Annotated in this window: 19 protein-coding genes and 3 pseudogenes; 10 read left to right on the top strand and 12 right to left on the bottom strand. The window is 67.9% G+C overall.

The window, feature by feature from the left end; genetic code table 11:
• Positions 1 to 16: 16 nt before the first annotated feature.
• From O7617_RS32960 to O7617_RS32950, 3 genes are all read right to left on the bottom strand, one after another.
• Positions 17 to 520, bottom strand: a complete 504-nt coding sequence (locus tag O7617_RS32960) for a hypothetical protein (RefSeq protein ID WP_282260539.1) — start codon at positions 518 to 520, stop codon at positions 17 to 19.
• A 610-nt stretch (positions 521 to 1,130) separates the two neighbouring features.
• Positions 1,131 to 1,670 carry an RNA 2'-phosphotransferase gene (locus O7617_RS32955; RefSeq protein ID WP_282260537.1) on the bottom strand — a complete coding sequence of 180 codons (540 nt, stop codon included), beginning with the start codon at positions 1,668 to 1,670 and terminating at the stop codon, positions 1,131 to 1,133.
• Between the two features lie 485 nt (positions 1,671 to 2,155).
• A complete protein-coding gene (locus O7617_RS32950; RefSeq protein ID WP_282260536.1) occupies positions 2,156 to 2,821 on the bottom strand; it encodes a DUF998 domain-containing protein in 666 nt (221 codons plus the stop codon).
• Positions 2,822 to 2,959: 138 nt separating this feature from the next.
• Between O7617_RS32950 and O7617_RS32945 the strand changes: the two genes are divergently transcribed.
• Together O7617_RS32945 and O7617_RS32940 are read left to right on the top strand one after the other, a co-directional pair.
• On the top strand, positions 2,960 to 4,159 hold the full coding sequence (locus tag O7617_RS32945) for a histidine kinase (RefSeq protein ID WP_282260535.1): 1,200 nt from the start codon (positions 2,960 to 2,962) through the stop codon (positions 4,157 to 4,159).
• The gene (locus tag O7617_RS32940; protein WP_282260534.1) at positions 4,123 to 4,785 is read left to right on the top strand and encodes a response regulator transcription factor; all 663 of its coding nucleotides are present in this window, start codon (positions 4,123 to 4,125) and stop codon (positions 4,783 to 4,785) included. Before O7617_RS32945 ends, O7617_RS32940 begins: the two co-directional genes overlap by 37 nt.
• Positions 4,786 to 5,233: 448 nt before the next feature.
• Here the strand turns inward: O7617_RS32940 and O7617_RS32935 are convergent, their stop codons facing one another.
• Entirely contained in the window at positions 5,234 to 6,400 is a 1,167-nt protein-coding gene (locus O7617_RS32935) for a PucR family transcriptional regulator (RefSeq protein ID WP_282260533.1), read from the bottom strand.
• Positions 6,401 to 6,715: 315 nt separating this feature from the next.
• Here O7617_RS32935 and O7617_RS32930 point away from each other — a divergent pair, with 315 nt between their 5' ends.
• The gene (locus O7617_RS32930; protein WP_282260532.1) at positions 6,716 to 7,120 is read left to right on the top strand and encodes a hypothetical protein; all 405 of its coding nucleotides are present in this window, start codon (positions 6,716 to 6,718) and stop codon (positions 7,118 to 7,120) included.
• Positions 7,121 to 7,268: 148 nt separating this feature from the next.
• Here the strand turns inward: O7617_RS32930 and O7617_RS32925 are convergent, their stop codons facing one another.
• On the bottom strand, positions 7,269 to 7,667 hold the full coding sequence (locus O7617_RS32925; protein ID WP_282260530.1) for a hypothetical protein: 399 nt from the start codon (positions 7,665 to 7,667) through the stop codon (positions 7,269 to 7,271).
• 424 nt (positions 7,668 to 8,091) lie between these two features.
• Between O7617_RS32925 and O7617_RS32920 the strand changes: the two are divergent.
• Positions 8,092 to 8,697: pseudogene (locus O7617_RS32920) on the top strand (serine hydrolase domain-containing protein); the annotation flags it as partial.
• A 10-nt stretch (positions 8,698 to 8,707) separates the two neighbouring features.
• On the opposite strand, the gene O7617_RS32915 reads toward O7617_RS32920, so the two are convergent.
• Complete coding sequence (locus O7617_RS32915; protein ID WP_282260527.1) at positions 8,708 to 9,490, bottom strand: transposase family protein; 783 nt, start codon at positions 9,488 to 9,490, stop codon at positions 8,708 to 8,710.
• 112 nt (positions 9,491 to 9,602) lie between these two features.
• Here O7617_RS32915 and O7617_RS32910 point away from each other — a divergent pair.
• Positions 9,603 to 9,998, top strand: a pseudogene (locus O7617_RS32910) (serine hydrolase); the annotation flags it as partial.
• Positions 9,999 to 10,245: 247 nt separating this feature from the next.
• Here the strand turns inward: O7617_RS32910 and O7617_RS32905 are convergent.
• The 3 genes from O7617_RS32905 to O7617_RS32895 form a co-directional block, all read right to left on the bottom strand.
• Positions 10,246 to 12,276, bottom strand: coding sequence for a hypothetical protein (locus O7617_RS32905; protein WP_282260525.1), 2,031 nt, complete (start codon positions 12,274 to 12,276; stop codon positions 10,246 to 10,248).
• A gap of 4 nt (positions 12,277 to 12,280) precedes the next feature.
• A complete protein-coding gene (locus tag O7617_RS32900) occupies positions 12,281 to 12,598 on the bottom strand; it encodes a hypothetical protein (protein ID WP_282260524.1) in 318 nt (105 codons plus the stop codon).
• Between the two features lie 361 nt (positions 12,599 to 12,959).
• The gene (locus O7617_RS32895; RefSeq protein ID WP_282260523.1) at positions 12,960 to 14,642 is read right to left on the bottom strand and encodes a hypothetical protein; all 1,683 of its coding nucleotides are present in this window, start codon (positions 14,640 to 14,642) and stop codon (positions 12,960 to 12,962) included.
• Between the two features lie 667 nt (positions 14,643 to 15,309).
• Between O7617_RS32895 and O7617_RS32890 the strand changes: the two genes are divergently transcribed.
• The 3 genes and pseudogenes from O7617_RS32890 to O7617_RS32880 all read left to right on the top strand — a co-directional run bounded on the left by O7617_RS32890 (position 15,310) and on the right by O7617_RS32880 (position 16,762).
• Positions 15,310 to 15,552 carry a hypothetical protein gene (locus O7617_RS32890; RefSeq protein WP_282260522.1) on the top strand — a complete coding sequence of 81 codons (243 nt, stop codon included), beginning with the start codon at positions 15,310 to 15,312 and terminating at the stop codon, positions 15,550 to 15,552.
• A gap of 281 nt (positions 15,553 to 15,833) precedes the next feature.
• Positions 15,834 to 15,995: pseudogene (locus tag O7617_RS32885) on the top strand (IS5/IS1182 family transposase); the annotation flags it as partial.
• Between the two features lie 317 nt (positions 15,996 to 16,312).
• Complete coding sequence (locus O7617_RS32880; RefSeq protein WP_282260520.1) at positions 16,313 to 16,762, top strand: hypothetical protein; 450 nt, start codon at positions 16,313 to 16,315, stop codon at positions 16,760 to 16,762.
• Between the two features lie 114 nt (positions 16,763 to 16,876).
• Here O7617_RS32880 and O7617_RS32875 read toward each other — a convergent pair whose 3' ends face one another.
• Entirely contained in the window at positions 16,877 to 17,785 is a 909-nt protein-coding gene (locus O7617_RS32875) for an META domain-containing protein (RefSeq protein ID WP_282260519.1), read from the bottom strand.
• Between the two features lie 649 nt (positions 17,786 to 18,434).
• On the opposite strand from O7617_RS32875, the gene O7617_RS32870 reads away from it, so the two are divergent.
• Entirely contained in the window at positions 18,435 to 19,019 is a 585-nt protein-coding gene (locus tag O7617_RS32870; protein ID WP_282260518.1) for a transglutaminase family protein, read from the top strand.
• A 149-nt stretch (positions 19,020 to 19,168) separates the two neighbouring features.
• Here the strand turns inward: O7617_RS32870 and O7617_RS32865 are convergent, their stop codons facing one another.
• Together O7617_RS32865 and O7617_RS32860 are read right to left on the bottom strand one after the other, a co-directional pair.
• Complete coding sequence (locus O7617_RS32865) at positions 19,169 to 20,374, bottom strand: GNAT family N-acetyltransferase (RefSeq protein ID WP_282260516.1); 1,206 nt, start codon at positions 20,372 to 20,374, stop codon at positions 19,169 to 19,171.
• Positions 20,375 to 20,440: 66 nt separating this feature from the next.
• Positions 20,441 to 21,406, bottom strand: coding sequence for an alpha/beta fold hydrolase (locus O7617_RS32860; RefSeq protein WP_282260515.1), 966 nt, complete (start codon positions 21,404 to 21,406; stop codon positions 20,441 to 20,443).
• Between the two features lie 202 nt (positions 21,407 to 21,608).
• On the opposite strand from O7617_RS32860, the gene O7617_RS32855 reads away from it, so the two are divergent.
• A complete protein-coding gene (locus tag O7617_RS32855) occupies positions 21,609 to 21,866 on the top strand; it encodes an acyl carrier protein (protein ID WP_282260513.1) in 258 nt (85 codons plus the stop codon).
• Positions 21,867 to 21,888: the final 22 nt, after the last annotated feature.

The raw sequence follows: 21,888 nt of genomic DNA, 5'->3' as shown, positions 1-21,888 counted from the left end.
TCGGCGTTGTTCACGCTCAGCCGGCCGCCGGCTCGGCGTCCGCTGCGCGGAGGCGCAGCTCGGCTACGAACTCGGAGAAGGTTTCGGTGACCGTTCGCCAGGTGGAAGGCGCAGAGTTGGTCCAAACGTCGCTGGCAATGACCCGTGGATCAGCCGAACTCGTTCGGTAGTCGAGCGCAATCGCGGTGTCGTCACCGGCGTACTGCGCCACGGCGATGAAGAAGGCGCGGTCGACGTCAAGCCACGGGAGTTCGACCGGACCGGTTGCCGTCGGTTCTCGCGCGAATCTGAACAGCTCCGCCGTTTCGTCATCCTGGATCAGGCGGTCGAGCGACTGTGACTCCCGCTCCATCTGCTCGGTGCTGCGGAGAAAGTCCAGCGGATCGTGGAACCAGGGCATGACCCGAGCGACAGCAGGCTGGCCCGGATGGTTCCACCTGCCCTCGCGCAGGAGAACGAGTAGGAGGTCAGGAACAACAAGACCGCGGACCCGAATCGTCGCCGGATAATCGTCCTGCACGCTCGTCCCTTCGTGGTCGGCGCGGGCTCCTCGTCGTCTCGTCGATTATCCGCTCATGCCGCGAAGCGCTCGCCACCGAAAGGTGGTGTCGGCCGGTGTGCGCGGTCCGAACGAGCCGACGAACGGGTGTCGGGGGCGCTCGTGAGAGGTGACATCTGTCGCCGGTAGGTCAGGCGAGCAGGGCCACTGTTGCGCGCCGTCGCGTCCGTGTTGCGGATCGACGCCAATGAAGCGGCTTGCGCTGACGCGGGTGAACGTGTGGCGGGCGTCCCAGTCCACTGTCGCTCGCTGGCGGATCTGTTCGCCGCACCGCCACGCTCGGTGGCGAAAATCGGCGATTGTCGAGTGTCCGTGCACTTGGCCGAACGGCGGGGGTTCCGCGGCGTGTAACCAGGACGCTCAGCTCTTCCAGGCCGCAGCTCTTCGTGTCCGCACGCTGCAGGCCGGCGGCGTGAACCGCGGCGGGGGTGAAGCGGGCCTTCGCAGAGCGGTCCTGTTGGCCGCCGTCTCCTGCTCCCGGCCCGGGGGCGCCGCGCCGGATGTCTCGTGCCGCATCCCGTTCGAGGCCGTACGCAGGCCGCCGGAACAGCGGCCCGGGCCAGGTCGGGGCTCAGTCGAGCAGATAGCCGGCAGGGACCGCGTCGGTGAGCCAGACGCCGTTGGCGCTGCGGTGGAACACGTGCCCGTCGGCGGCCATCGCCGCCGCGTCGATGGTGAGGATCACGACCCGACCGGCCCGTCGGGCGCCGACCCGGTGTGCGGTCTCGGTGTCAGCGGAGAGATGGACGTGGTGCCGTCCGCCGCGGTGCAGGCCGGTGGCCCGGATCGACTCCAGCGCACTGGCGCTGGTGCCGTGATAGAGCCGCTCCGGTGGGGTCACCGGCGGCAGCCCGAGGTCCACCGGGACCGAGTGGCCCTGGTTGGCCCGGATCCGCAGCACCCCGTCGATGCCGGGCTCGACGGCGAACCGCTGCTTGTCGTTGCCGGCGACGACCGCGTCCAACTCGGCCCGCTCGATCCGTAGGGCGGCGAGCAGAGCGTCGACGGGAGTCCAACCGGCCGGGTCGAGCACCAGGCCGGCCCTGTCGGGGTCGTGCCGGAGTGCCTTCGACATCCGTTTGCTCAACTTCACCAGGTGCTCGCGTTCCACGGTGGCATTGTGGTCGATCCTCATCGCTCGAATCGAGAGGTTTCCGACGACGCCGAACCCGACTTTCTCCGGTGGGCCTGCGCCACTGCTCCCAGGACGGCTGCCGCCGGCCGGTCGCACCGTTGATCGGCGGGCTCGGCCTGCCCTTCGTCACCGTGGACCTCGCTCTGCGCGCGGACGCCGCATAGCGGGTCATCGATCTTGGCGACGGGCAGGTCAGCGATCGTCCAACCTTCGTCGAACCTCAAATGATGATCGAGGTCGTGCTTGCCCAGACCCGCTGATCGGCGTTACTGGGTACCACGATTCCGCTCTCACCGCCGACCGAGCGCCCGCGCAGGCCGAATGAGAGCCACACGACCAGCGTGGGCAGCCGATGAGAGAGCGACAGCCCGGGCGCCTGGACCGAAGCCTGGCCGGGCCGCGGTCGCAGGTCAATGAAACAAGTAGCCGATGAGCGCGCATCTGATCGTGTCGAATTGCGCTCAGCCTCCGCGTCGGAACGTGCGAGTGATCACGTGCTGGTGATCTGCTGCCTCACTTGGGTGAGTGGGCGTTGTGCGACGGAGGTGCAGGGCGAAGGCGGTGATCCAGGTCCAGCCGAGTCCGATGGTGAGGCGCTGGTACAGGCCGCGGTATTCGGAGACGGCCAGACCTTGGATGAGTAGAAGCATGGTCACGCCGGCTATTGCGCTGGTCATCGCCCAGATCCAGGACCGACGCCGTGCAGAGTGAAGCGCCCAGGTGAAGGTCAGGAGCGGCAGGGATAGGAACACAACGCTGCCGGCGGCGTTGTGAGCTGTGCCGTGCCAGGTGTGCCGGGCCTGCCCGGCGACGTCGGTGATGAACAGCCCGGAGGCGATGAGGGCAACACCGAACAGCCCAGTGAGAGTCGCCGCGATCCAGGCGGCCGAGCGGGGGCGCAGGGCGCGGCGTATACCGAGGGCGAATGCCACGAACAGTGAGCCGCATACGAGGAAGTTGGTGATCTGGATCCATCCGGTCGACCCGAGTGCCAATTCGCTGGCGGCTTGGCGAATCGGGCGGTATTCGGGCTGTAGCGCGCCGCCAACGAGGATCACGATGACGAACAGAGGCCCGGCGGCGGCGCCGCACGCGAGGAGCCGCCGGGTGGTGACGTTTTCCTTCATGGCTCCATTGGGCGTGCGGGACCGGATTCGTGGTAGCGGCCGCCGTCGGTCGATGTGGCGACGATGGTGGCGGTTCGGAACCTACTTTCGTCGGTATGGGCAGGACGGGGTGCTTGGTCCCGGCCTACCGTTGTCGCCGTGGTGGGAGCCATCTGGAGTTGGACGCAGCCTGTCGTGGAGCGGCATGATTCGCCGAGGCGGCGGGTAGTCGACGCTGTAGTGGCGGCCGCCGCGTTGCTCGCCGGTCTGGTGTTGTTGGCCGGGCCGGCCGGCGACCTGCGGGGCGGCTACGGCCTCGCACCGGTGGTCTTCGCGGGGACGGCCGGCGCGCTGTGGTGGCGCCGGAGCGCACCGGTAACGGTGGCCTGGCTTGCTTTCGCTGGCAGCGCCGTCCTGGCCGCCGTCGAGACCCTCGACCCGGGCGACTCGATCCGGCCGGGCGAGAACACGATCATGTTCCTCACTCCAGCCGCCCCGTTCGCGGCCTACGCGGTCGCGGTCTACGCCGCTCGTCGCGTGTCGGGCTGGGCGGCGGTGGTCGCCCTCGCGGTTGCGGCCACGGCACCGTTGCCGCCGCCCTGGGCGCGGCTACGCTCCGGTCTGGTGCTGCTCGGTGTGCCGGTCCTTCTCGGCCTCTACCTGGCAGCGCGTCGCCGCATGGTCAACATGCTGCGCGAGCGGGCCCGGTGGGCCGAGGCTGATCGGTACGCCGCAGCCGAGCGGGCCGCCGCAGGTGAACGTGACCGGCTCACCGCCGAGATGCACGATGTGGTGACGCATCAGGTCACCCTCATCGTGCTGGAGGCCGGGGCGCTCGGGCTGACCGCAGCCGACGAGGCGACTCGGGTGGCCGCCGAGCGGATCCGAGAGGCCGGTTGCGCGGCACTCGACGACCTTCGCGACCTGGTCCGGGTCCTTCCTGAGCAGCCGCCAGCCCGGGAGCCGGCGCCGATACTGCTGCCCGATTGGCGACCACTGGTAGGCCCGGCGGCTCTGGAGGTGACGGGTACCCCGGTGCCGGTGTCCCCAGCGGTCGGGCAGGCGGTGGTCCGGGTCGTCCAGGAAGCGCTGACCAACGTGAGGAAACACGCGCCGGGTGCCCATGTAGAGGTGGTGGTGCAGTACGAGGACGTCGGCGTGCGAGTCCTTGTCCGCAACGGCGTCGTTCGGTCGGCGGCGGACGCGCGGCTGGCCGCTTCCGGGTCGGGAACCGGGCTGCACGGGTTGCGGCGTCGGGTCGAGTTGCTCGGCGGCACGTTCATGGCCGGGCCCGAGCCTGGCGGCGGTTTCACGCTGCGGGCGTGGCTGCCGGGCGTACAACACGACGGGTCGTCATGATCCGGGTGGTGGTGGCCGATGACGATCCGCTGGTCGGCGCTCACCTGCGGACAATCCTGGCGAGCGCCGGCGACATCGAGGTGGTCGACACCGTGGCAGACGGGGCCGCGGCGGTCGAGGCCGTCATCCGGCACCGTCCGGACCTGGTCCTGATGGACCTGCGCATGCCGGGCGTCAACGGACTGGTCGCCACCGAACAGATCGCCGCGCTGAACCCGGCCCCGGTCGTGGTGGTGCTGACTACGTTCACGGCCGATCGGTATGTGGCTGCCGCGCTGCGCGCCGGAGCCAGCGGGTACGTGCTCAAAACCACGCCGCCGCGCGAGTTCGCCGACCTCATCCGCACCGCAGCCGCCGGCCACACGATCCTGCCGCCCGGTGCGGCCCGGGTCCTGCTGCCCGTCGCCCCGTCGGTGACCCTGCCGAACGGCCTGTCCGAACGGGACCGGGAGATCTTGACCGGCCTGGGCCAAGGCCTGACCAACGCCCAATTGGCGGCCCGACTGCACCTCACCGAAGCCACCATCAAGGGCTACGTCTCGCGGGTCCTCACCCGACTCGGCTGCACCAACCGGACCGAGGCGGCCCTCCTCGCCCAGCGCGCCGGACTCGTCAAGTACGGATAGTCCGAGCCCAGCGGCACGTGGGATACGCTGGTTGACCGCATGATCGAGTGCACGTTCATGCCGCGAGCCGCGTTGCCATGAACGAGGTCGTCAGGTCTGTACCGCGGCGCGCCACAGACGAGACGCCCGGTAGCGAAGCTGCTGGGAGAGTGCCCGAGATTCCTTCAGAAGCCGCCACCGGCCCGGATCTTGCTCAGCTTCGGTCTGCTCGTCCGGCCGCAGGCGGTGTGTTGCCACATCCAGCCGGTCACGGAGTTCGTGTACGCCTCGAGCGCCTTCATCGTGTCAGCCAGGTCGATGTCGAGCGAACTGCAGCTCAGCCGGCGTAGCCCGATTCTCGAGCCCCACAGACCCGTCCGGCGTGCAGCTCGCGACAGGTTTCGATGGGCTTCGGTAACAAGCTGAGCTACATCGGCATGAAGAACATGTAGCTCACCCGGCTGCCGGTCTAGCCGGCGAGGATTCGGGCGACGGCGGTGCTCAGCACGCGTACGCCGCGAGTCGAGCCCGCCTCCAGCCCGGTCAGGTCGCGCACCCGGCTCAGCCGGTAGTCGAGCGTGCGCGGGTGGATGCACAGCGCGGCCGCGGTGTCGAGCCGGTTCATGTCGTGTTGGTAGTAGGCGTCCAGCGTGGCGACCAGGTCGGGGCCGGCGTCGAGTTGCGCCGCCACCACCTGGAGCCACTGCCCGACCTCCGCCAGCCGGGCGGCGCCCAGCTCGGCGAAGACGTCGGTGACCGTGTACGCGTGGCGCGGCACGGCCCGCACCGGTGCGACCTCGCTGACCTGCCGGGCCAGCGCCACGGCGTCGCCGAACGCGCGCACCCGCCCAGGCGCGGTGCCGGCCGCGCACGGCCGGCCGGTCATCGAGGCCACGTCGCGGGCCAGCGCGAGCCCGCGCTCGACCGCCGGCTGCCGGCCGCCCGGCGAGCTGGGGATCAGCGCGACCACCTCGTGCGGCTCCGGCCAGCTCAGCGGCATCCAGTGCGTCTTGAGCAGCGCGCCGGCGAACTCGTCCCGCGCCGCCTGGTCCGGCCCGGGCGACCCGCCGGCCACCCGGACCACCGTCGCGACGACGTGGTCGGGGACCGGCATGTGCAGGCCGCGCGCCAGGTCGGTCGCGCTGTCGTCGCCGGCCAGCAGCATCACCGTCAGCAGCCGCACCTGGGCGACGGTCGCCAGCGTGCGCCGCTGCCCCTCGATCCAGCCCCGGGTGTACGCGCCCTGGGCGGCCAGTCCCGCGGGGGCCAGCCAGGCGAGCGTGTGCATCGTCGCGGCGATGTCGTTCGGGCCGGCCGCCTCGTACACCTCGCGCAGCGTCAGCCGGGTGTGCACGAGCAGCACCTGCCGCTGCGCGGTCAGGGTGAGTCCCTTCTCGCCGCGCTGGCGGCCCATCGCGGCCATCAGGTCCAGATCCTGCACGTGGAACGGCGCGCTGTCCGCCGCGAGGTCGACCGTGCGCTGACGGAGGAAGACCGCGAAATCGAGCATCTCCGACCGCACCCGCGGCACGGCCGCGAGGTTGCGGTATTCCAGCAGCTCCTCCTGGTAGGCGTCCACCGCCCGGCGGGCGTTGTCGGCCACTCGCTGCCGCCAGAGGCTGAACAGACCGCCCATACCGGTCGACGGTAATCGATGCGTTCCGGCCAGGCCGCCCGGTTGACGCGGACCGGACAGCCTTGCGGACATTCACAAGAACCGGGGTACGCCCGCGACCAGGTTCTCGCCCTGTCACGAAGACCCGGCCACCGGCACCCTGGAACGCTTCGCCATGGACGTCGGACGACGGCCCGGCCGGGTCGGGCGCGACCAGGTACGCGCCCCGGCATCCGCAGATCGCACAGCACTCGAAAGGTGGTTCTGGTTATGACATGGCGTAGTCGACCCTCCGCCGGAACACGATCCGGCATTCTCCGCGCATCCAGTCTGCTGTTGGCCGCGACGGCGATGCTCGCCGCGTTCATGGCCGCACCGTCCGCGGCGGTCGCGGCACCCGCGTCGAGCGGCGACGTGGCTGTCGCCGCCATCGGAGCCGAGCGGGCATCGGCGAGCTCCGCCGGCACGTTGAGCGTCACGACGTCGACGGCGGCCGCCACCTCACCGGCGAAGGGCGGCGGTTTCTCGGTGATGTCGGGCTCCTGCCCGTACGCCGGGCAGTACATCGACCCGTGGCTGATCGTGTTCCAGGGCTGCACCCTCACCGGCCAGCCGACGACTGCGGTCAGCGCCCGGTGCTCCAACGGGGCCACCCTGGGCCCCGTGCACGTGCCGCCCGGCGTCTACGACATCTATGTCGACTGCTACCCGGCGTTCTTCAGCTCGCTCACGTTCATCTGATCGGCCCACCCGGCACGGATCCCGTCGCGGGATCCGTTCCGGCGGTGCCGGTCTCAGGGCAGCGCGTCCAGGTGCGGCCAGGTCAACCACACCGAGGTGATCGGCAGGCTCTCAGCCGTCGACTCCCCACCCTCTATCACGCTGCGGGTCAAATCGGCACGTCGGTGTGGATCGCCGGCTGCGCCTGCTGGCCACGTCGGGGCAGCCGGTCGACCGCCGCGATGTGCTGCAGGTACGCCAGCCCGGCCCGCTTCGCGGCGACGACGACATCGACCGGCACAGTGACGTAGCCGTGCGCCAGCAACACCGCCACGCAGCCACCCAGCAGCAGATGAGCGCGGCAGCGGAGGAAAAAGTCGACCGGAGAGGCGTCGGCAACCGGCCAGCCAGTGACGATCAGCGTCGCCGACTCGCGGCCCCAACCGACGGGAGAGCGGGCCGCCTGCAGATGACTACGGCGATGTGCCGCGATGATCGCGCGCGCCGACTGCGGTCCCTCGGCCAGATCGATGATGGGGTCAGACGGGTGAATGAGGTTATGGACCAACCGCACACCTATCGCGTTGGACATGGCCTCGCCCTCCTGCGGGCGGGGACCGGCCAGACAGTGATCGGCACCGGCGGGTCGCCGGGCACCAGGTCCCCACGGGAACCGGCGCACGGCGATGGTTTCTGTCGGTCATAGGCACGGTGGCCCCCGGACCAGCGGGCGTACTGACGATCCCCAGTGCGCCACTGACAGGTCGATCGAACCCATCCCTGACCTGACAGCTTCGGTCAATCGGGCCGATCTGACAGCCACATCTACAGGTCGGGCGTGGTGAGCACAGTGGCGAACCAGACACGACCGGTCACGACTTATCCGGGTCTGACAAACGCTCGTGCTGTCAGGACCGTGTCGCTGTAGTAGCGAAATTCCGCTATAACGAGCAAGCTGTTCCGCTGGCCGACATCGCCCCCTCGGAGTGCCCATGACGACGCAGTTGCGTGACCGTCTCGACCACATACTCCATGCTGGCCAGGTCGGCGGTCTGCACGCCGTCGCGGCGGTTCGCGGTGGTCAAACCGTGCTGGAGGACTACCGGACCGGCGAAGATTTCGCCTGGGGCGACTCGCTGGGCGTCGTCGAGTTCGGGCCCGGGGTCCTGCACGACATCCGGTCCGTCACCAAGAGCGTGACCGTCCTGTTGTACGGCATCGCGCTCGGCGCAGGACTGGTCCCGGCGCCAGCTGAGCCGCTCCTGCCGCGGTTCCCGCAGTACCCCGACCTGGCGGCCGACCCCCGGCGTGCCCGGCTCACCGTCGAACACGCCCTGACGATGTCGTTGGGGGTGGAGTGGCGCGAAGATCTTCCGTACAACAGCCCGGCCAACGCCGAGATCGCGATGGAGCTGGCGCCGGATCGATACCGGTACATCCTGGAGCGGCCGATCCTCGAGCCGCCCGGCACCCGTTGGACCTACTGCGGCGGTGCCACGGCTCTGCTCGGCCGACTGATCGCCGAGGGCACCGGGCAGTCGCTGCCGCAGTACGGGAAGGCCGTCCTGTTCGCACCGCTGGGCATCAACAGCTTCGAGTGAGCCATTTTCATCCTGCGTAGCGGTTGGCTTCGATGTGGTGCAGGACGAGGATGGCCTGCACGATCGCGGTGGCGCGGCGCGGGCAGCAGCGCAGCTTGGTCAGGATCTTCCAGGTCTTGAGCGTGGCGATGGCTCGTTCACCACGGGCACGGATTCTCGCGTTGGCGCGGTTGACCGTCTTCTGTCGGCGTGACAGCTTCGGCCGGAAGCGGCGCCGTTTGAACGGCGTGCGCACGCTGCCCCGGGCGCCTTGGTAGCCCTTGTCGGCGAAGGTCATCACGTCCGTGGTGGTCAGCGCGTCGATGATGCCGTGGACGCGGGCGGCGGTGAGGTCGTGCGTCGAGCCTGGCAGTGCCGGTGAGGCCCATACGAGCCGGCCGGCGGCGTCGGCTACGACCTGCACGTTCACGCCATGCTTCTTGTGCTTGCCGGAGTAGTACGGCTTCTGGTCTGCCACGCGGTCGATCGGGATCAGCGTGCCGTCCAGGATCGCGTAGGCCAGTTGCCGGATGCGCCGCATCGCCGTGGCCAGGTTCTCGGCGGCCGCGGCGAGCAGCACGATCGCTTCCTGCACGTAGCGCCAGGCGGTGGCGACACCGATCTCGAACCCGGCGGCGAGCCGGGTGTAGGTGTCGCCGTTGCGCAGGTGGGCCAGGGCGAGCAGTGCCTGTCGGCCCGGCGCGAGACGACGCCACCGGGATCGACGCTGGTTACGGTGCGCTCGGATGCGGTCGGCGAGGTGGTTCAGGGTTCGGCTGGACAGCGGGATCGTGGAGGGGTAAGACAGCACAGGCGAGGCTCCCGGTCGGGGCATCGGATCTTGGTCGACTGCTGTCTTACCTGGAGCCTCGCCCTCATCGATCTCCGGGCTCGCCGCACCCACCCTGAGCTGCAAGGTCAGCTTGGAAAAGGCTCAGTGGATGACCGGCGCGGACGGAGTGGCCTCCGCCGCGTCCGGGCTGCGACTCGCGCCCCGCGACCTGGCCAGGATCGGTGAGCTGGTGCTGGCCGAGGGCGCCTGGGACGGTCAGCGGATCGTCCCCGCCGACTGGATCCGCACGATGCTCCAGCCACGCCTGCAGACCAGCTGGGGCGCGCAGTACGGCTACCAGTGGTACGTCGAATCCATCGAGGGCCATCGGCTGCTGGCCGGCATGGGCAACGGCGGCCAGCGCCTGTTCGTCCTGCCCGACCTGGACCTCACCGTGGCGGTCACCGCCGGCAACTACGACGACCCCGACCAGTGGCGGACCCCGCTCGCGGTGCTGGAACGGGTCATCCTTCCCGCGATGGCTTGAGGCACCGCGCCCGCCGGTCAGCCCATCGGCAGGGCGCACATCTGGGCCGGACGTCAGCTCACGCGTCCGGTTGGGACAGCTTCTGCGTGCGCCGGAAAGGCACCCGCGTCACGGCACCCGATCGACATCCGGTCATTCGCATGAGCGCGCACCACGTCGGGTCGTGGATGCGCGTCCGGTGGGAGGACCCCCGCCTCAGAGATCCGCTGACGTGGGAGCGCCTACAGATCTTCTTGGCTGCTCTCGATCAGGGCAGCGCGACACCGCTTCGCCCAACGCGGCGGGCCAAATGTTCTATCAGCGTATCGAAGGAATCATCCTTGGGGCTGGCGAGGCGGTCACACCAGGGTAGAGACGGTTGAGATGCCCTCAGGCCCTCCGCTGCCCGCCGAATCGCCGCGAGCAACGCGTCCGTACCGCCGTACGGACGCGGCGCGATGCCAAGCTGCTGAAGGTAACGCGTCGGATAACGCTTGCCGTCGAATAAGGCCGAACCAGGAGCGCTGGTCAGTGCCTCCACCTCGACCAGCAGATCGAGGTAGTCCCGCCGCTCCGCACCCTGCTCGCAGACCAGCTTTGCGTTCAGGGCCAGTTGATTCAGCGCGATCGGCACGTTTCGAGAGTCTATTCCGCTGGCCGGGCGATCCGAAATGGAGACCTGCGCCGCCCAGTACGACGGCCACTGGTTCCCGGATGTCCCGAGTGCGGTGGATAGCTCGGTCCAGGCACCGCGCACATGGTTGGCGTAGTCGCCCCACACGCTGCGGTCGTCCAGCCGAGTCGCTTGGCCCTCCCAAACCTCTGTTATCGCCGCCTGGGGTCGGCCTAGCTCACGAAGCGCTTGGGACAGCGCGATGAAGTTGCTTAGCTCCCGGGGTTCCACGGTGCAGGCAATACGGCATAGGTGGAGCGCGAGCGGGGCGACTAGCTCGCGTGGGAGGCCGCTGTTCATCAAGCGCCGCCCCAGGTCGATCAGCTGGCCGAATCCGGGTCGGAAACCGCTTTGTTCACCGGCTTCCCGTACGTCGCCGATGAACTTTTCGAGACTCGACTCGACCCGCAAATCTGACTCGTCGCTGAGGGCCAACTCCAGCAGCGCCCTCGAGATGCTGGGATGCCGGGCGAAAAATGCTCGCGAGGAGGCTCCTAGAGAGAATTCCCGCTTCATCGGAACCTCGACCGACGGCCGCAACTCCGATTCTGGGATGTCGAGAAGACGCGCAGCGATATCGCGCGGCACGCCCTCGATGCCGCTGACGTCCACGGTGGCGAGAACGACCAGGAATTCCGCCAGGGAAATACCCGGGTCGCCCGGACGAACCGTTGCCAACCTGGACAGCAGCGATAGCAGACGCGGCCGTAGGCGCTCCGAGTCGAAACGCATGGACAGCAGGGCGCCCATAAATGCCTGCCGCCCCTCGGAGGCACGGCTTGCATCGAGCATGCCCTCCGCGATCTTTCCAATGTTGTTACTGGCGAGCCTCGCCGGTCGGCTCGATGAGCAATTGATCCAATTCTCCGCGACGACGCGGGCGTCGGCTGGCGCAACTCCCCCCAACTGGATGGGTGGCAGAACCCGGAAGGACGGTGCCCACCGGTCAGCCGTGCTGAATTTCCAGCCGAGCCGATCGCGCTCCCCGTTCCAGTCCACATCGCGACTAGCCAACAGGAAGTGAATGAAAACATCCTCTTCATGCAGCTTGGTATGAGCAAATCTGTCGATATCCATGAGGAGCGCTTCGGCGTCATCTGAGGCGATGAGAATTGTCCGTTGCGATGCGCGCATGGAGGCCAGGGCATCCGTACCGAGTCGGCCGTCCGCCGTGCTCCGCCAGTAGATCGCGTCGAAGCGATTTTCTTGGACCAGCAGCGCAACGGCCTGCAAAAGGACCGTGGACTTGCCGTCGCCGGTAGCTCCAGCTATGCGGAGCAGGATGCTCCGGTCTTCGAGATCGTCGTTTTGGAACGCGTGGGCGACCTTTGTCACCGCAGGACGAGGACGGAGCTTGGGGTGGCAGACGTCCTTCCAGTCCGGCGCTAGGCCGTCGAAGTAATCCGCAAGGTCCGCCCGTGGCTTGCGGTTGGCTAGAAACTGCGGTGTGATGCGTACCCATCCCAGTAGCGGAGCGGGCGATCCCGGCGGTCGCGGCCTGAGGGCATCAGCGACGTGCTCGATGAGTCTGCCGGCTTCTTCTGCATCAAGGCCTACGCGAATGTCCCCGACCGCCTGATAGTTGGTCGATCCCATTCCGCCGCGCAGGTCCTGATTCGCCTCCACGGCGTTACTTCTTCTCTTGCTTGCTGACCTGTCCGACCGAGATGTTTCCGCCAGCCTGATAGTTGGTGGACCGGCGGCCACCCCTCTGCTTCTGCCGGACCTGGGTCCGTGTCTCGCCCGCATCAGACTTGGGTGCGAGGAAGCCAGCGATCAGTGCGAGAACGCCGACAGAGAGGATCACCAGACCAACAATTCCCGGCCAGCGCCAGAAGGAGCGCGACGATTCCTGTAGGCAGTAGATCAAGTAGCCAACGGTCAGCGATCCACCCAGACCCGAAAACGCAGAGCCCAGCGGCGTCAGCCGATCAAGCCTGGTCGCCATGGGGGAAGTGTACATCGACGCGCAGCAGGGTCGAACGGATGACCTCGCCGGGCATTGACAACCCAGGGAGAGGTCGGACCGGTGCGGACGAGCCCGAAGTGATGTCTCTGGTTTCCGCGGATGGTGGCGGCGTGCCAGCCACGCGCCAGTAGCCGAGGAACGGGCAAGCGCCTCTGACGTGAACAGGCGTTATGTGGCGGTGTCAGCGTCGTGTCGACGTACCCGGTAGTGGTCCAGGCCGACCTTGGTCTTGGCGGTCTGGATGCACTCCTCGATCGCCCACCGGTCCCGGTGATACGGATCGGGTCTTCGTACTGGATGTCGGCCAGGCCGAAGCACCGCGGCGAGGACACGCCCACCATCACTTCGTGGTGGTGTCGATGGTGTAAACCACGTCTGACCCGACGTCGTGGCGGGTGATGCCGGGTACGTCGGGGGTGTTGAGCAGTGGTTCATATGGGGTGCCGTAAACCCGGTCGCGCAGCAGGACGACGCTGCGGATGCCGAGCTGGTGCAACCGATCCAGGGCCTGCTGGCTGGGGAAGGTCGTCATGACGTCGCGGATCGCCTGACGGTTGGGTGTGGTGTAGCTGGCCGCACCGTTGACCATGGTGGGAAAACCGTCGGTCGACCACAGTAGGACGTGGAGGTCGATGCCGTCGTTGGACGGCAACACCATGGTCGGAGCGTGCGCGGAGGCTAGCGCCATCGCGGCCGGCTTGGCCGGGGTTTGGGGGTGGGCCAGGTTAGGCAGGCCCTCAGCCAGCACGAGGACCAGCAACGGAACGGTCAGTAGCCGTGCCTCTCCCACCGACCATTTCGGCTCGGCGCCCCTGCGAGCCACGTCGGCCAGGTGGGTAACCAGGCCGGCCGCGAGGATGGCCAGGCAGATGGTGGGCCACAAGATCAACCGGCCTGGGGTACGGGATCCATCGAACCCGGGCACGTAGAGATAGAGCAGGCGGTAGATCGGCCCGTTCGTGCCCAGCGCGAACAACACTCCGACGACCGCCCCAGACAGCAGCAGAAGCCGTTGCACCAGTGACCAGCGGGATAGGAAGAGGCCGGCGAAGGCCAGTAGATACAGTGCGTACCCGCACAGCAGCACTTTCTCAGTGGGTGCGCCACCAAGAGCGATGCGGGCGTCGGTGTGCAGGGTGCCCCAGGGCAGCGAGGACTGTGGAGCCACGAGAAGTCCGCGCAGTGTCGGGGAGAAAAACGCGACGTAGTCCCAGTCCCGCGTGACATGTGGGTTGAGCTCGCGGACTTGTTGGTACGCGTACGCGAAGTATCCGGTCACCGCGGTGAAGACCAGCCCGCCGATCAGATCACCGACGATCAGCCGGGGGCTGAGGCGTGGGCGGTGGATCAGCCACGCTGTCAGTGTGATCAGGCAGAGGGCAGCGAGGACGTATACGAATCCCAGCCCCACGCCGAAGCCTAGGCTGACCTGCCAGGCCGCGACGAGCCAGCCGGCGAACGCCCATCCCGGCCGGACTCGCTCGGCACGGTAGCCGCGGGTGAACGAGAATCCGTGGCCGCGTGCCAGCATCGCCAGGGCCAGAGTGATACCACCGGTGGAGAGAATATTCAAATGGCCGTCGTGGCCGTAGCGCCAGGGCGCATAGGCGAGGGCAGCCCCGGCTACCGCGGCGGCGACCTTGTTCGCGCCAAGTTGGCGCAGGAGCGCGTAGCCGCCGAAGAAGGCGAGCGCGAAAGCCAGCACGAACAGGATGTTGTAGCGCAGCACGGCGCCGACTACACCGCTGCCTATCAGCCCTGCCGGGGCATAGCCGAGCAGGCTGTCGTTCAGGGCCAGGCCGTACTCGTCGGGATAGAAGGCGTTGGTATCCCACAGGCCACGCAGACCGTGGGTGAGAGCGTGGCCACCCCATCCCACCAGCCATGCCTGGGCCGTCGGGTCACCCGCGTCACCGACGATGGTGTGGGCCGGGTCAGCGATCGGCGCAGTCTTGGCGCCGTCAGTCATCACGCGAACCGCGTACGGCGGAATCAGCCAGATCATCGCGACAGCGAGGAGCACTGAACCGAGGCTCGCGATGCTCAGTTCCCGCCGATGGGCCCCACGGTTCAGCCAGTCCCTCGTGCCTGACCTGGCACGCGCGAGTCGGCCATTTGGTGCAGGCTCGCTGAGAGTGGCGGCTGATGTGGGGCCTCCTGCCGGTGGCTCTACCTGCGTCATGACATTGACCCTCACTGTTGGACCGCCGCAGTAAATCATGAGTAGGGCGGCGTATAGAGTCAAGACCGCGATCAATGCCTTCCAGGTGGCCGGCCTTGCGCGGTTATCAAAGGCGTCTTGTCACGCAGGAGTCGCGATCGGGGGCTCCGCCCCGAACCCCGGCCTCCCCTCGGAGATCGGCGGCCGGGGGATCTCCTCGGTCAGGTACCACGAGGGCTACGCGACGACCCTCGGCCGCGCCAAGGCCAAGCCGCTTCGCGGTCGCCTACGGCGAGCCTTGACACGACTGCGGAACCTCGCGCAGGGACGGGCCTGCCTGACGGAGGAGATCCGGCAGACGCGCCGGTTCCTGCCCATGATGGGCCATCCGTGGGCCAGTAACCGGAGCGCGTAGCGGTCACGGGCGGGCACGAGACGGAACCTTGCGGGCCGTCGCCCGCAGGCGTTTCAGGCAGCACGACCGCTCGAGCACGCACTTCCGAACTGAGGTATCCGTACGTTGCTGGGCGTGGCAGAGGACGAGGTGGTCTTGCGGCTCAACCGCGACGAGGCGCTGGTTCTGTTCGAGTGGCTGTATCGCACCGACGAGACCAGCAACGACTTCGCTGACCTGGTCGAGGATCAGGCGGAGCAACGGGCGCTGTGGAATCTCACCTGCCTACTGGAACGGGAACTGGTCGAGCCGTTCTCGCCGCAGTACGCCGAGCGGGTCGAGCAGGCACGAGCCCGGTTGCGGGATGAGGGTGGGTGACCGTGCCGCGTGCCCGTCGGAACGGGTGCCGAGAGTCAACGGCGGTCGCCCCGTGGACGTGGCCGCCAGCGTGGCGACGCAGGTTTCGCCAGGTCACTGCCGAGCGACTTCCGCCCGTGTCCACACTTCCCAGGCCGTGTGGCTGTACAGCCATCCGTACAGCCAAACCGACAGATCGAGCCGGTAACACTGTCGCGTTATCTGTCGTCGGCGGTGACGGGTGGTCGTCCGCGTGCCGATGACCGGAGGAGGCTCAACGGGTCGTGTGGAAGATCCGCGCCGACGCAGATACGGCCGAGGACATCGACTCGCTGGTCCCGGTCGACTCGACCATCGTGCGAGCCGACCAGCACGCCGCCGGCGCTGAGGGGGCCGGTGAATCCGACGAACCACAAGATCACGCCCCCGGTCGAAGTCGGTGTGGACTGACCAGCACGATTCACCCTGCCTGCGACTGCTTCGGTCGCACTGTGGCGTTCGTGCACTCCGGCGGCAACGTCAACGACTGCACCCGCTTCATCCACGTCATCGCTGCCATCCATGTCGACCAGGCCACCGTCACCGGGAGCTGCGCCTGACCGCCGCCTTCCCCGGCGCGACCCGTTCGATCGGCCCGGCGCAGCGACGCCGTACGCGGTTGTTCGGCGTTGTGCCGGGTTGATTGATCGACGCCACCACCAGCGGCGATCAACTTCGCTGTTCCGTAGAAGGGGACGGCGGGACGGCTCTCAACCAACCCCGTCCCGGAGGAGCGGAATTCATGATGCTGCGCAAGGCGCTCGGAGCGCTGCTGGCGTTGCTGACCTTCGGCACGGTGCTGGTCGTCACGGCGGCCCCGTCGCAGGCAGCGGTGGCCTGCTCGGGCACGGTCACCTACAGCTACGCGTACCCGCCGAGCAAGCCCGTAGTCGAGCTGGTCATCTACTACAACAGCAGCAACGGCGGCACGAACAGCGCCTGCATGTACCACCGCGGCGCGGCGTACGGCTCCTCGGCGCGGACCTCCGTGCAGATCGCCCGGTGCGCGGAGACCTCCGACACCGGCTCGTGCACCCCCACCGCGGTCTCCACCAAGGACGACGCCGACTACCTGTACTACGCCGGGCCGCGCGGAGTGACCGGCACGGCGAACAACTGCGTCGACGCCTACGGCGAGACGGACTGGGCCGGCACCACCTACTGGATCCGCTCCGGTCGCCAGGGCTGTTGAGGTCGGTGACGTACGCACTCAGTCACACCACATCCCGTGCGACACAGCGGCGATCGTCGTAGTGATCGCGCCTGCGTGACAGGCCCTGTGCTAAATGCTGGTACATGACGGCGTTCAGTTCGAGGGCCGCAGCCGGCCTGTCTCGTCGCCGTGGGCGTTGAGAAGCACGAGGGCCTTGCCGTCGAAACCGGCTCGTCTGGCCGTCGTGACCCACTGTTCGATCGGCACGCTGTCGGTGCAGAACGCCAATGTGGCTGCTCGTGCGGTGGCGAGCAGGGTGCCGCCGGCAGCGGTGATCCACCGGCCGCTCTGGTCGTTGCAGCCGTTGGATCCGTGCCATTCCCCGTCGGCTGTGAACTCCAGGTAGGCCGCCTTGTGTCCGTTCTTGGGCGCCCAACGGCCTATCGGCTGGCGCTGGTCGGCGGGAACGAGCGTCGCCGGTAATGCGACGGCTGATGCCAGGGCCCGTCGCGCTTCGTCGGTGACCACCGGTGGCTCCAGCACGGAGTCGGCTTTGTCGGGCTCGGGAGTCGGCGTCGCTCCGGGGATCAGCCGGGCGACCGTTTGCCCTCGTCCGTCCAGAAGGACGGGCAACCCCGCCGCGTCGAACTGGTAGGCGGTCACGCTCCGCAGCCACCCGGGTGTCTCTTGACTGGCCTTCTCACAGCCAGGAGTGCTTTCGATGACGGCGGCGGAAGCCGACCAGACGTCAGCGAGGAAAACGCCTTCGTCATTGGCCGACCAGGACCCGCCCAAGGTGCCGCAGCGGCTGCCGATCAGGTGCAGCTCACCGCCAGCAAGGCGCAAGATCGTGCCCGCGCCGGGATCGGCAACGTCGACGAGCGTCCAGGATCCGATCAACATCTCCGGCGCCAGCGGTACGGTGGCCCTCGTGTTGCCCGTCACCGGCGGCTTGGGGTCTGCCGCCTCCCGGTGGCCCTGCCTCGCGCACCCGTTGAGCAGCAGCACGCCCATCACTACCAACGTCGCGAGGCGAACCTGGGGCGCTTTCTGGCTGATCATCCTGGTCTCCCGGCTCCTGCAGGCACCGGCAGGCCGGGGCTGTGGCATTCAGCGAACGACAGGTGCACTTCTTCTGTCAACGGCTGGTAGGAGCGTCGGATGCGCCCGCGATCTCATCGAAGGACGACGTGCCGCACTGGACGCGCCCCAAGTCACCACATGGGGCAGTGCCACGGTTTCCCTTAGGAAGATCCGCACGGAACTCCGGGCCGCTGACCTCGCCGACGACGCGGTCCTCGTCGTCGGGCGAACACCGATACGCGGCGATCAGGTCGACGTGGCCGGCGGCACGTGTGTTCTGGATAGGACCGGGGTCGTGGCGTGCGGGGCGGGAGGCTCAGGACAGAAAATCGTATAGCGCTGCGGTCAGGTCGACGGGGTTCTCCTCGGCGACGTGGTGGCCGGCCTCGATCGAGTGGCCGCGGAGATCGGCGGCCCACGGGCGCCAGACGGCCAACGGATCGCCGTACAGTCTTCAAGGTCGTCATGGGTCGTCCGCGACAAACGGCCGAGCGGTAGGCGTTGCCGCACCTGTGTCCGGGAATGAGGGTGACACGAGACGCTAGCGCCGTGACCGTAACGCGATGGGTCGTGGCGCCATGGTGCAGCCTCGAACCCGACTGGACGGGCGGCGGGGAAAGGGACAGCTATGCAACTGGTCGCGGGCGAGCCGATGGAGTACCTGGGCGGTGACTTGGTCATCGAGGTGGACCATCCGGCGGTGCGGGCGTTAGCTGGTGAACTGCGCGCGGCGCATCCGGACGACGTCGACGTCATGCGGGCCGCCTACGAATGGGTTCGCGACCGGATCCGGCATTCCGTGGACGCCCAGGATCCGCGGATCACTGTCACCGCCGGCGAGGTGCTCAGCGCCGGCGTCGGCCTCTGCTATGCCAAGTCCCACCTGCTGGTGGCCGTGGCCCGGGCCGCCGGCGTTCCGGCCGGGTTGTGCTACCAACAGCTGACCGACGGGGGAGAGCCCTTTCTGCACGGCCTCGTCGCCGTGTACCTTGCAGGCCGCTGGCATCGCCAGGACCCGCGCGGCAACCGCGCCGGCATCGACGCCCAGTTCCGGCTGGGGCGTGAGCAACTGGCCTATCCGATCACCGACGGGGCGGTTGGTCTCGACTTTCCTGAAGTGCACGTGCGACCCTCGCCGAATGTGATCGCAGCCCTGCGCGGTGCTCGAGACGCTCTTGAACTGTGCCGCGCCGGGTTGCCCGCTACGCCCTGAGTCGGGACAGCGGATGTGGCTATTCGCCCTCGCGCTCTCCTCGGCTCTCGCGGCAGGGCCACAGGAATTCTGCGGCCTGTATCCTCATGCGATCCGATCGTCGAAGCAGCGCAACGCTGCCTCGACGGTGCACCTGTTTCGGCCGGAGGTCAGGTGGCCTCCACGCGATCCTCACGCGGCTCCACGCCGTCACCAGCGAGCAAGGTGGCGACCACCTTTCGGGCGGCGGCACCGGCACGTTCGCCAAGAAGCTCTCGTTGCCGGCGGTTGAATGTCAGGATCGCGTCTTCCCACGCCGCCGCACGATCCGCAGCGGTCACCGTGACACCGTACTTCACGGACAGGGAGCAACCTCGCAACACCTTGGCGCTCAGTGCCTCGATACCGAGATCCACCTTCTTGAGCCCGTGCTCCTGCGCGTAGCGCAGCGGCTCGTAGAAGCAGGTGTTGAAGTAGGGCGCCCCGGCGCGGTCGGCTTCCGCCCGCACACCGAACCAGGGTATGACGAGCGTGTCGTTCTGGACGAACCCCGTCGAGGCCGCGGTCAACGCGCCCGTTGTGTCGTGCACGAGGAAGTGGACGCATCGCTCACCGAACCGCGCCTGCAACGCCTCCAGCATCGCCTGGAACTCCGCTGGAGGCGATGGTGGGTAGCCATGGCGTCGGTAGGTCTCCTCGGCCAGCACCGCGATGTCGGCGAGTGGCTCCGGCCCGGTGGACACAGTGCACGTCAGACCGGCCTGGGCGAACATCCTCCGCTCACGCCTTACGTCAGGCCGCCGACTGTGCGGCAGGTGCGCCACATAGCCGTCGAAGTCATCGCCGACGACGTCCAGTCGTGCGGTGACGTTCAGGACGGCCGCCGGAACGTGCGTTGCGAAGCCGGCGCGGGCGAGCGCGTCGATCGTGCCCCGATCGACGTTCATGAGGAAGGCGCCCACGACATCCCGGGCCTCCACGGACTCGCGCAGGAATCCGCTGAGCGACGCACCGACGGCCGCGCGATCGTCCGGTCCCAACCACGAGGCGAGGAGCAGGCCGTCGTTGTGGTAGCCGTATGCCGCGCCGAGCAGGATGACCGTGCCGTCCGCCGGTGATCCCTCTACCGCGGTTGCCTGGTCCTGCAGAAGGGCCGGCAGGCTGAAAGTCTGGCCGGTGTTGCGCAGGGGCCCTCGGTAGAGCGGCAGCGCGGCGGCCAGCCGCCCTTCGTGGTGCCACAGCAGATAGCTGCAGCGAAGCCGGACACGTTCCTCAACGAACCGCAGCCAGGGTTGACAGCTGAAGGCCGATTGCGATTCGGTCAGCTCGTTCCAGTCGTCCTCCGGAATGTCCCGCAGCGACCGAACCTGCGTCATGACAACCAATTGTCTCCCCCACGCCAAACGTCGATTCGACTCCGAAACGGGGCGCTCGGCCCGTCGTCACAGCCACCCATCCTGGATTCTTCTCACCACCTCGGCACGCAGCCGGTCGGACAGGGCGTGCCCCTCGGGCAGTTTCACGAACCCGACGTCGCCGGTGAGCACCTCGTGCCAGCCCTGTACCTCTTCCACCGTCGTCACGGCGTCGTGCTCACCCGCGATCAGCGTGACCGGGCTGGAGAGTGTCAGGTCCTGGTGCTCGTAGCGGCCGAGCAGTTCGAGGTCGTGGCGCAGCAGCGGCACGAGGAGATCGACCAGGTCGACGTGCTCCAGAACTCCCGGCGGCAGCAGTTCGGCGGCCACCAGCTCGGCGGGGGTAGCGGACGCGAGGTGACCGTGCAGCGCCGGCCGGTTCGGCGGACGGCCGGCGGACAGGAAGACATGGCTGCTGGGCCGGCCCGCCGCCTCGAGTCCCCGCGCCACCAGGAATGCGGTCAACGCACCCATGCTGTGTCCGAAAAGGATTACCGAAGCGCAGTCGACAGTGCTGATGCTCGTCACGATGTCACGGACCAGGCTCGTCCAGTCGCCGACGGGTCGCAACGGCTCACCGCGCAGAGAACCTCGTCCGGGTAGATCCACACCCGCCACGATCAGGCGCTCCGGTACTTTTCGGGCCCATGGACGAAACAGGGCGGCGCCCGCACCCGCCGGAGGCAGGCAGACGAGAAGGTGATCTGACGGCCCGACAGGACGGGTGATGTCGAGTCGCGCCCGGGTTCCGACCCTCGCCGGCGATGCCTCACCCGCCGTCCAGCTGCCGCCCAACACGCCACCCCCAGGTGCAATCGGCTCCGGGCGACCATACTGGACATGGCAATCGGCGCCGACCGTGGACAAGCCACTCGATCGGTGCTGGGGTGGGGACGATACTGTACATCCTCCGGTCGCCTCCGGAGGGGTGCGAGCCAGTGGACAACACCACACCCGCAGTGGTCCCAGGGAATCCCCGCCCGCTTCATCCATGAGGGGCAATGACCGGGGGTCAGTATGGCCTATCATCGATGCGGATCGGATGAAGGATCTGGATTCACGGCGCCGCTTTGTGGTTGACGGACATCCATCATCCTCTTAGTGTCCAATGGAAGCATGATCATTGTTCGCGGCGTACCGGCCGGCTTGGGCCGCTATGCCGCCACCCGTCTCGAACTCTGAGGTGCATGTGACCGTGACCGATTCCCAGCAGGATCTCGAAGAGATCGTCATGAGGCTGCTGCGCAAGGCGTTGCAGTCCGACGAGCTGACCGTCACCGACAATCTCGTGGAACACGGTCTGGACTCGCTCGTGGCCACCCGATTCATCGCGGACCTCCGCAAAGAGCTCGGCATCTCGATCCCGCTGGTGGAGATTTTCGAGGTCGACAACGCGCAGGAGTTCACCGAGTCGCTGCGAGAGCTTCTGGCGGAGCAAGCCGCGACTGCCTGACTGGCCGTCAAGGCGTACGCAT

It is taken from the genome of Micromonospora sp. WMMD1155, from assembly GCF_029581275.1.
In the GTDB taxonomy this organism is placed as follows: domain Bacteria; phylum Actinomycetota; class Actinomycetes; order Mycobacteriales; family Micromonosporaceae; genus Micromonospora.
Note: the sequence above shows the minus strand (reverse complement) of the source record. Positions and strands in the feature narration are given on the sequence as shown.

Excerpts from the sequence above, each read along its gene's own strand:
- O7617_RS32950 (WP_282260536.1), bottom strand. The coding sequence starts at position 2,821 with ATGAAGGAAAACGTCACCACCCGGCGGCTCCTCGCGTGCGGCGCCGCC.
- O7617_RS32935 (WP_282260533.1), bottom strand. The coding sequence starts at position 6,400 with ATGGGCGGTCTGTTCAGCCTCTGGCGGCAGCGAGTGGCCGACAACGCC.
- O7617_RS32900 (WP_282260524.1), bottom strand. The coding sequence starts at position 12,598 with ATGGCGACCAGGCTTGATCGGCTGACGCCGCTGGGCTCTGCGTTTTCG.
- O7617_RS32880 (WP_282260520.1), top strand. The coding sequence starts at position 16,313 with ATGATGCTGCGCAAGGCGCTCGGAGCGCTGCTGGCGTTGCTGACCTTC.
- O7617_RS32875 (WP_282260519.1), bottom strand. The coding sequence starts at position 17,785 with ATGATCAGCCAGAAAGCGCCCCAGGTTCGCCTCGCGACGTTGGTAGTG.
- O7617_RS32870 (WP_282260518.1), top strand. The coding sequence starts at position 18,435 with ATGCAACTGGTCGCGGGCGAGCCGATGGAGTACCTGGGCGGTGACTTG.
- O7617_RS32865 (WP_282260516.1), bottom strand. The coding sequence starts at position 20,374 with ATGACGCAGGTTCGGTCGCTGCGGGACATTCCGGAGGACGACTGGAAC.
- O7617_RS32860 (WP_282260515.1), bottom strand. The coding sequence starts at position 21,406 with ATGGATGAAGCGGGCGGGGATTCCCTGGGACCACTGCGGGTGTGGTGT.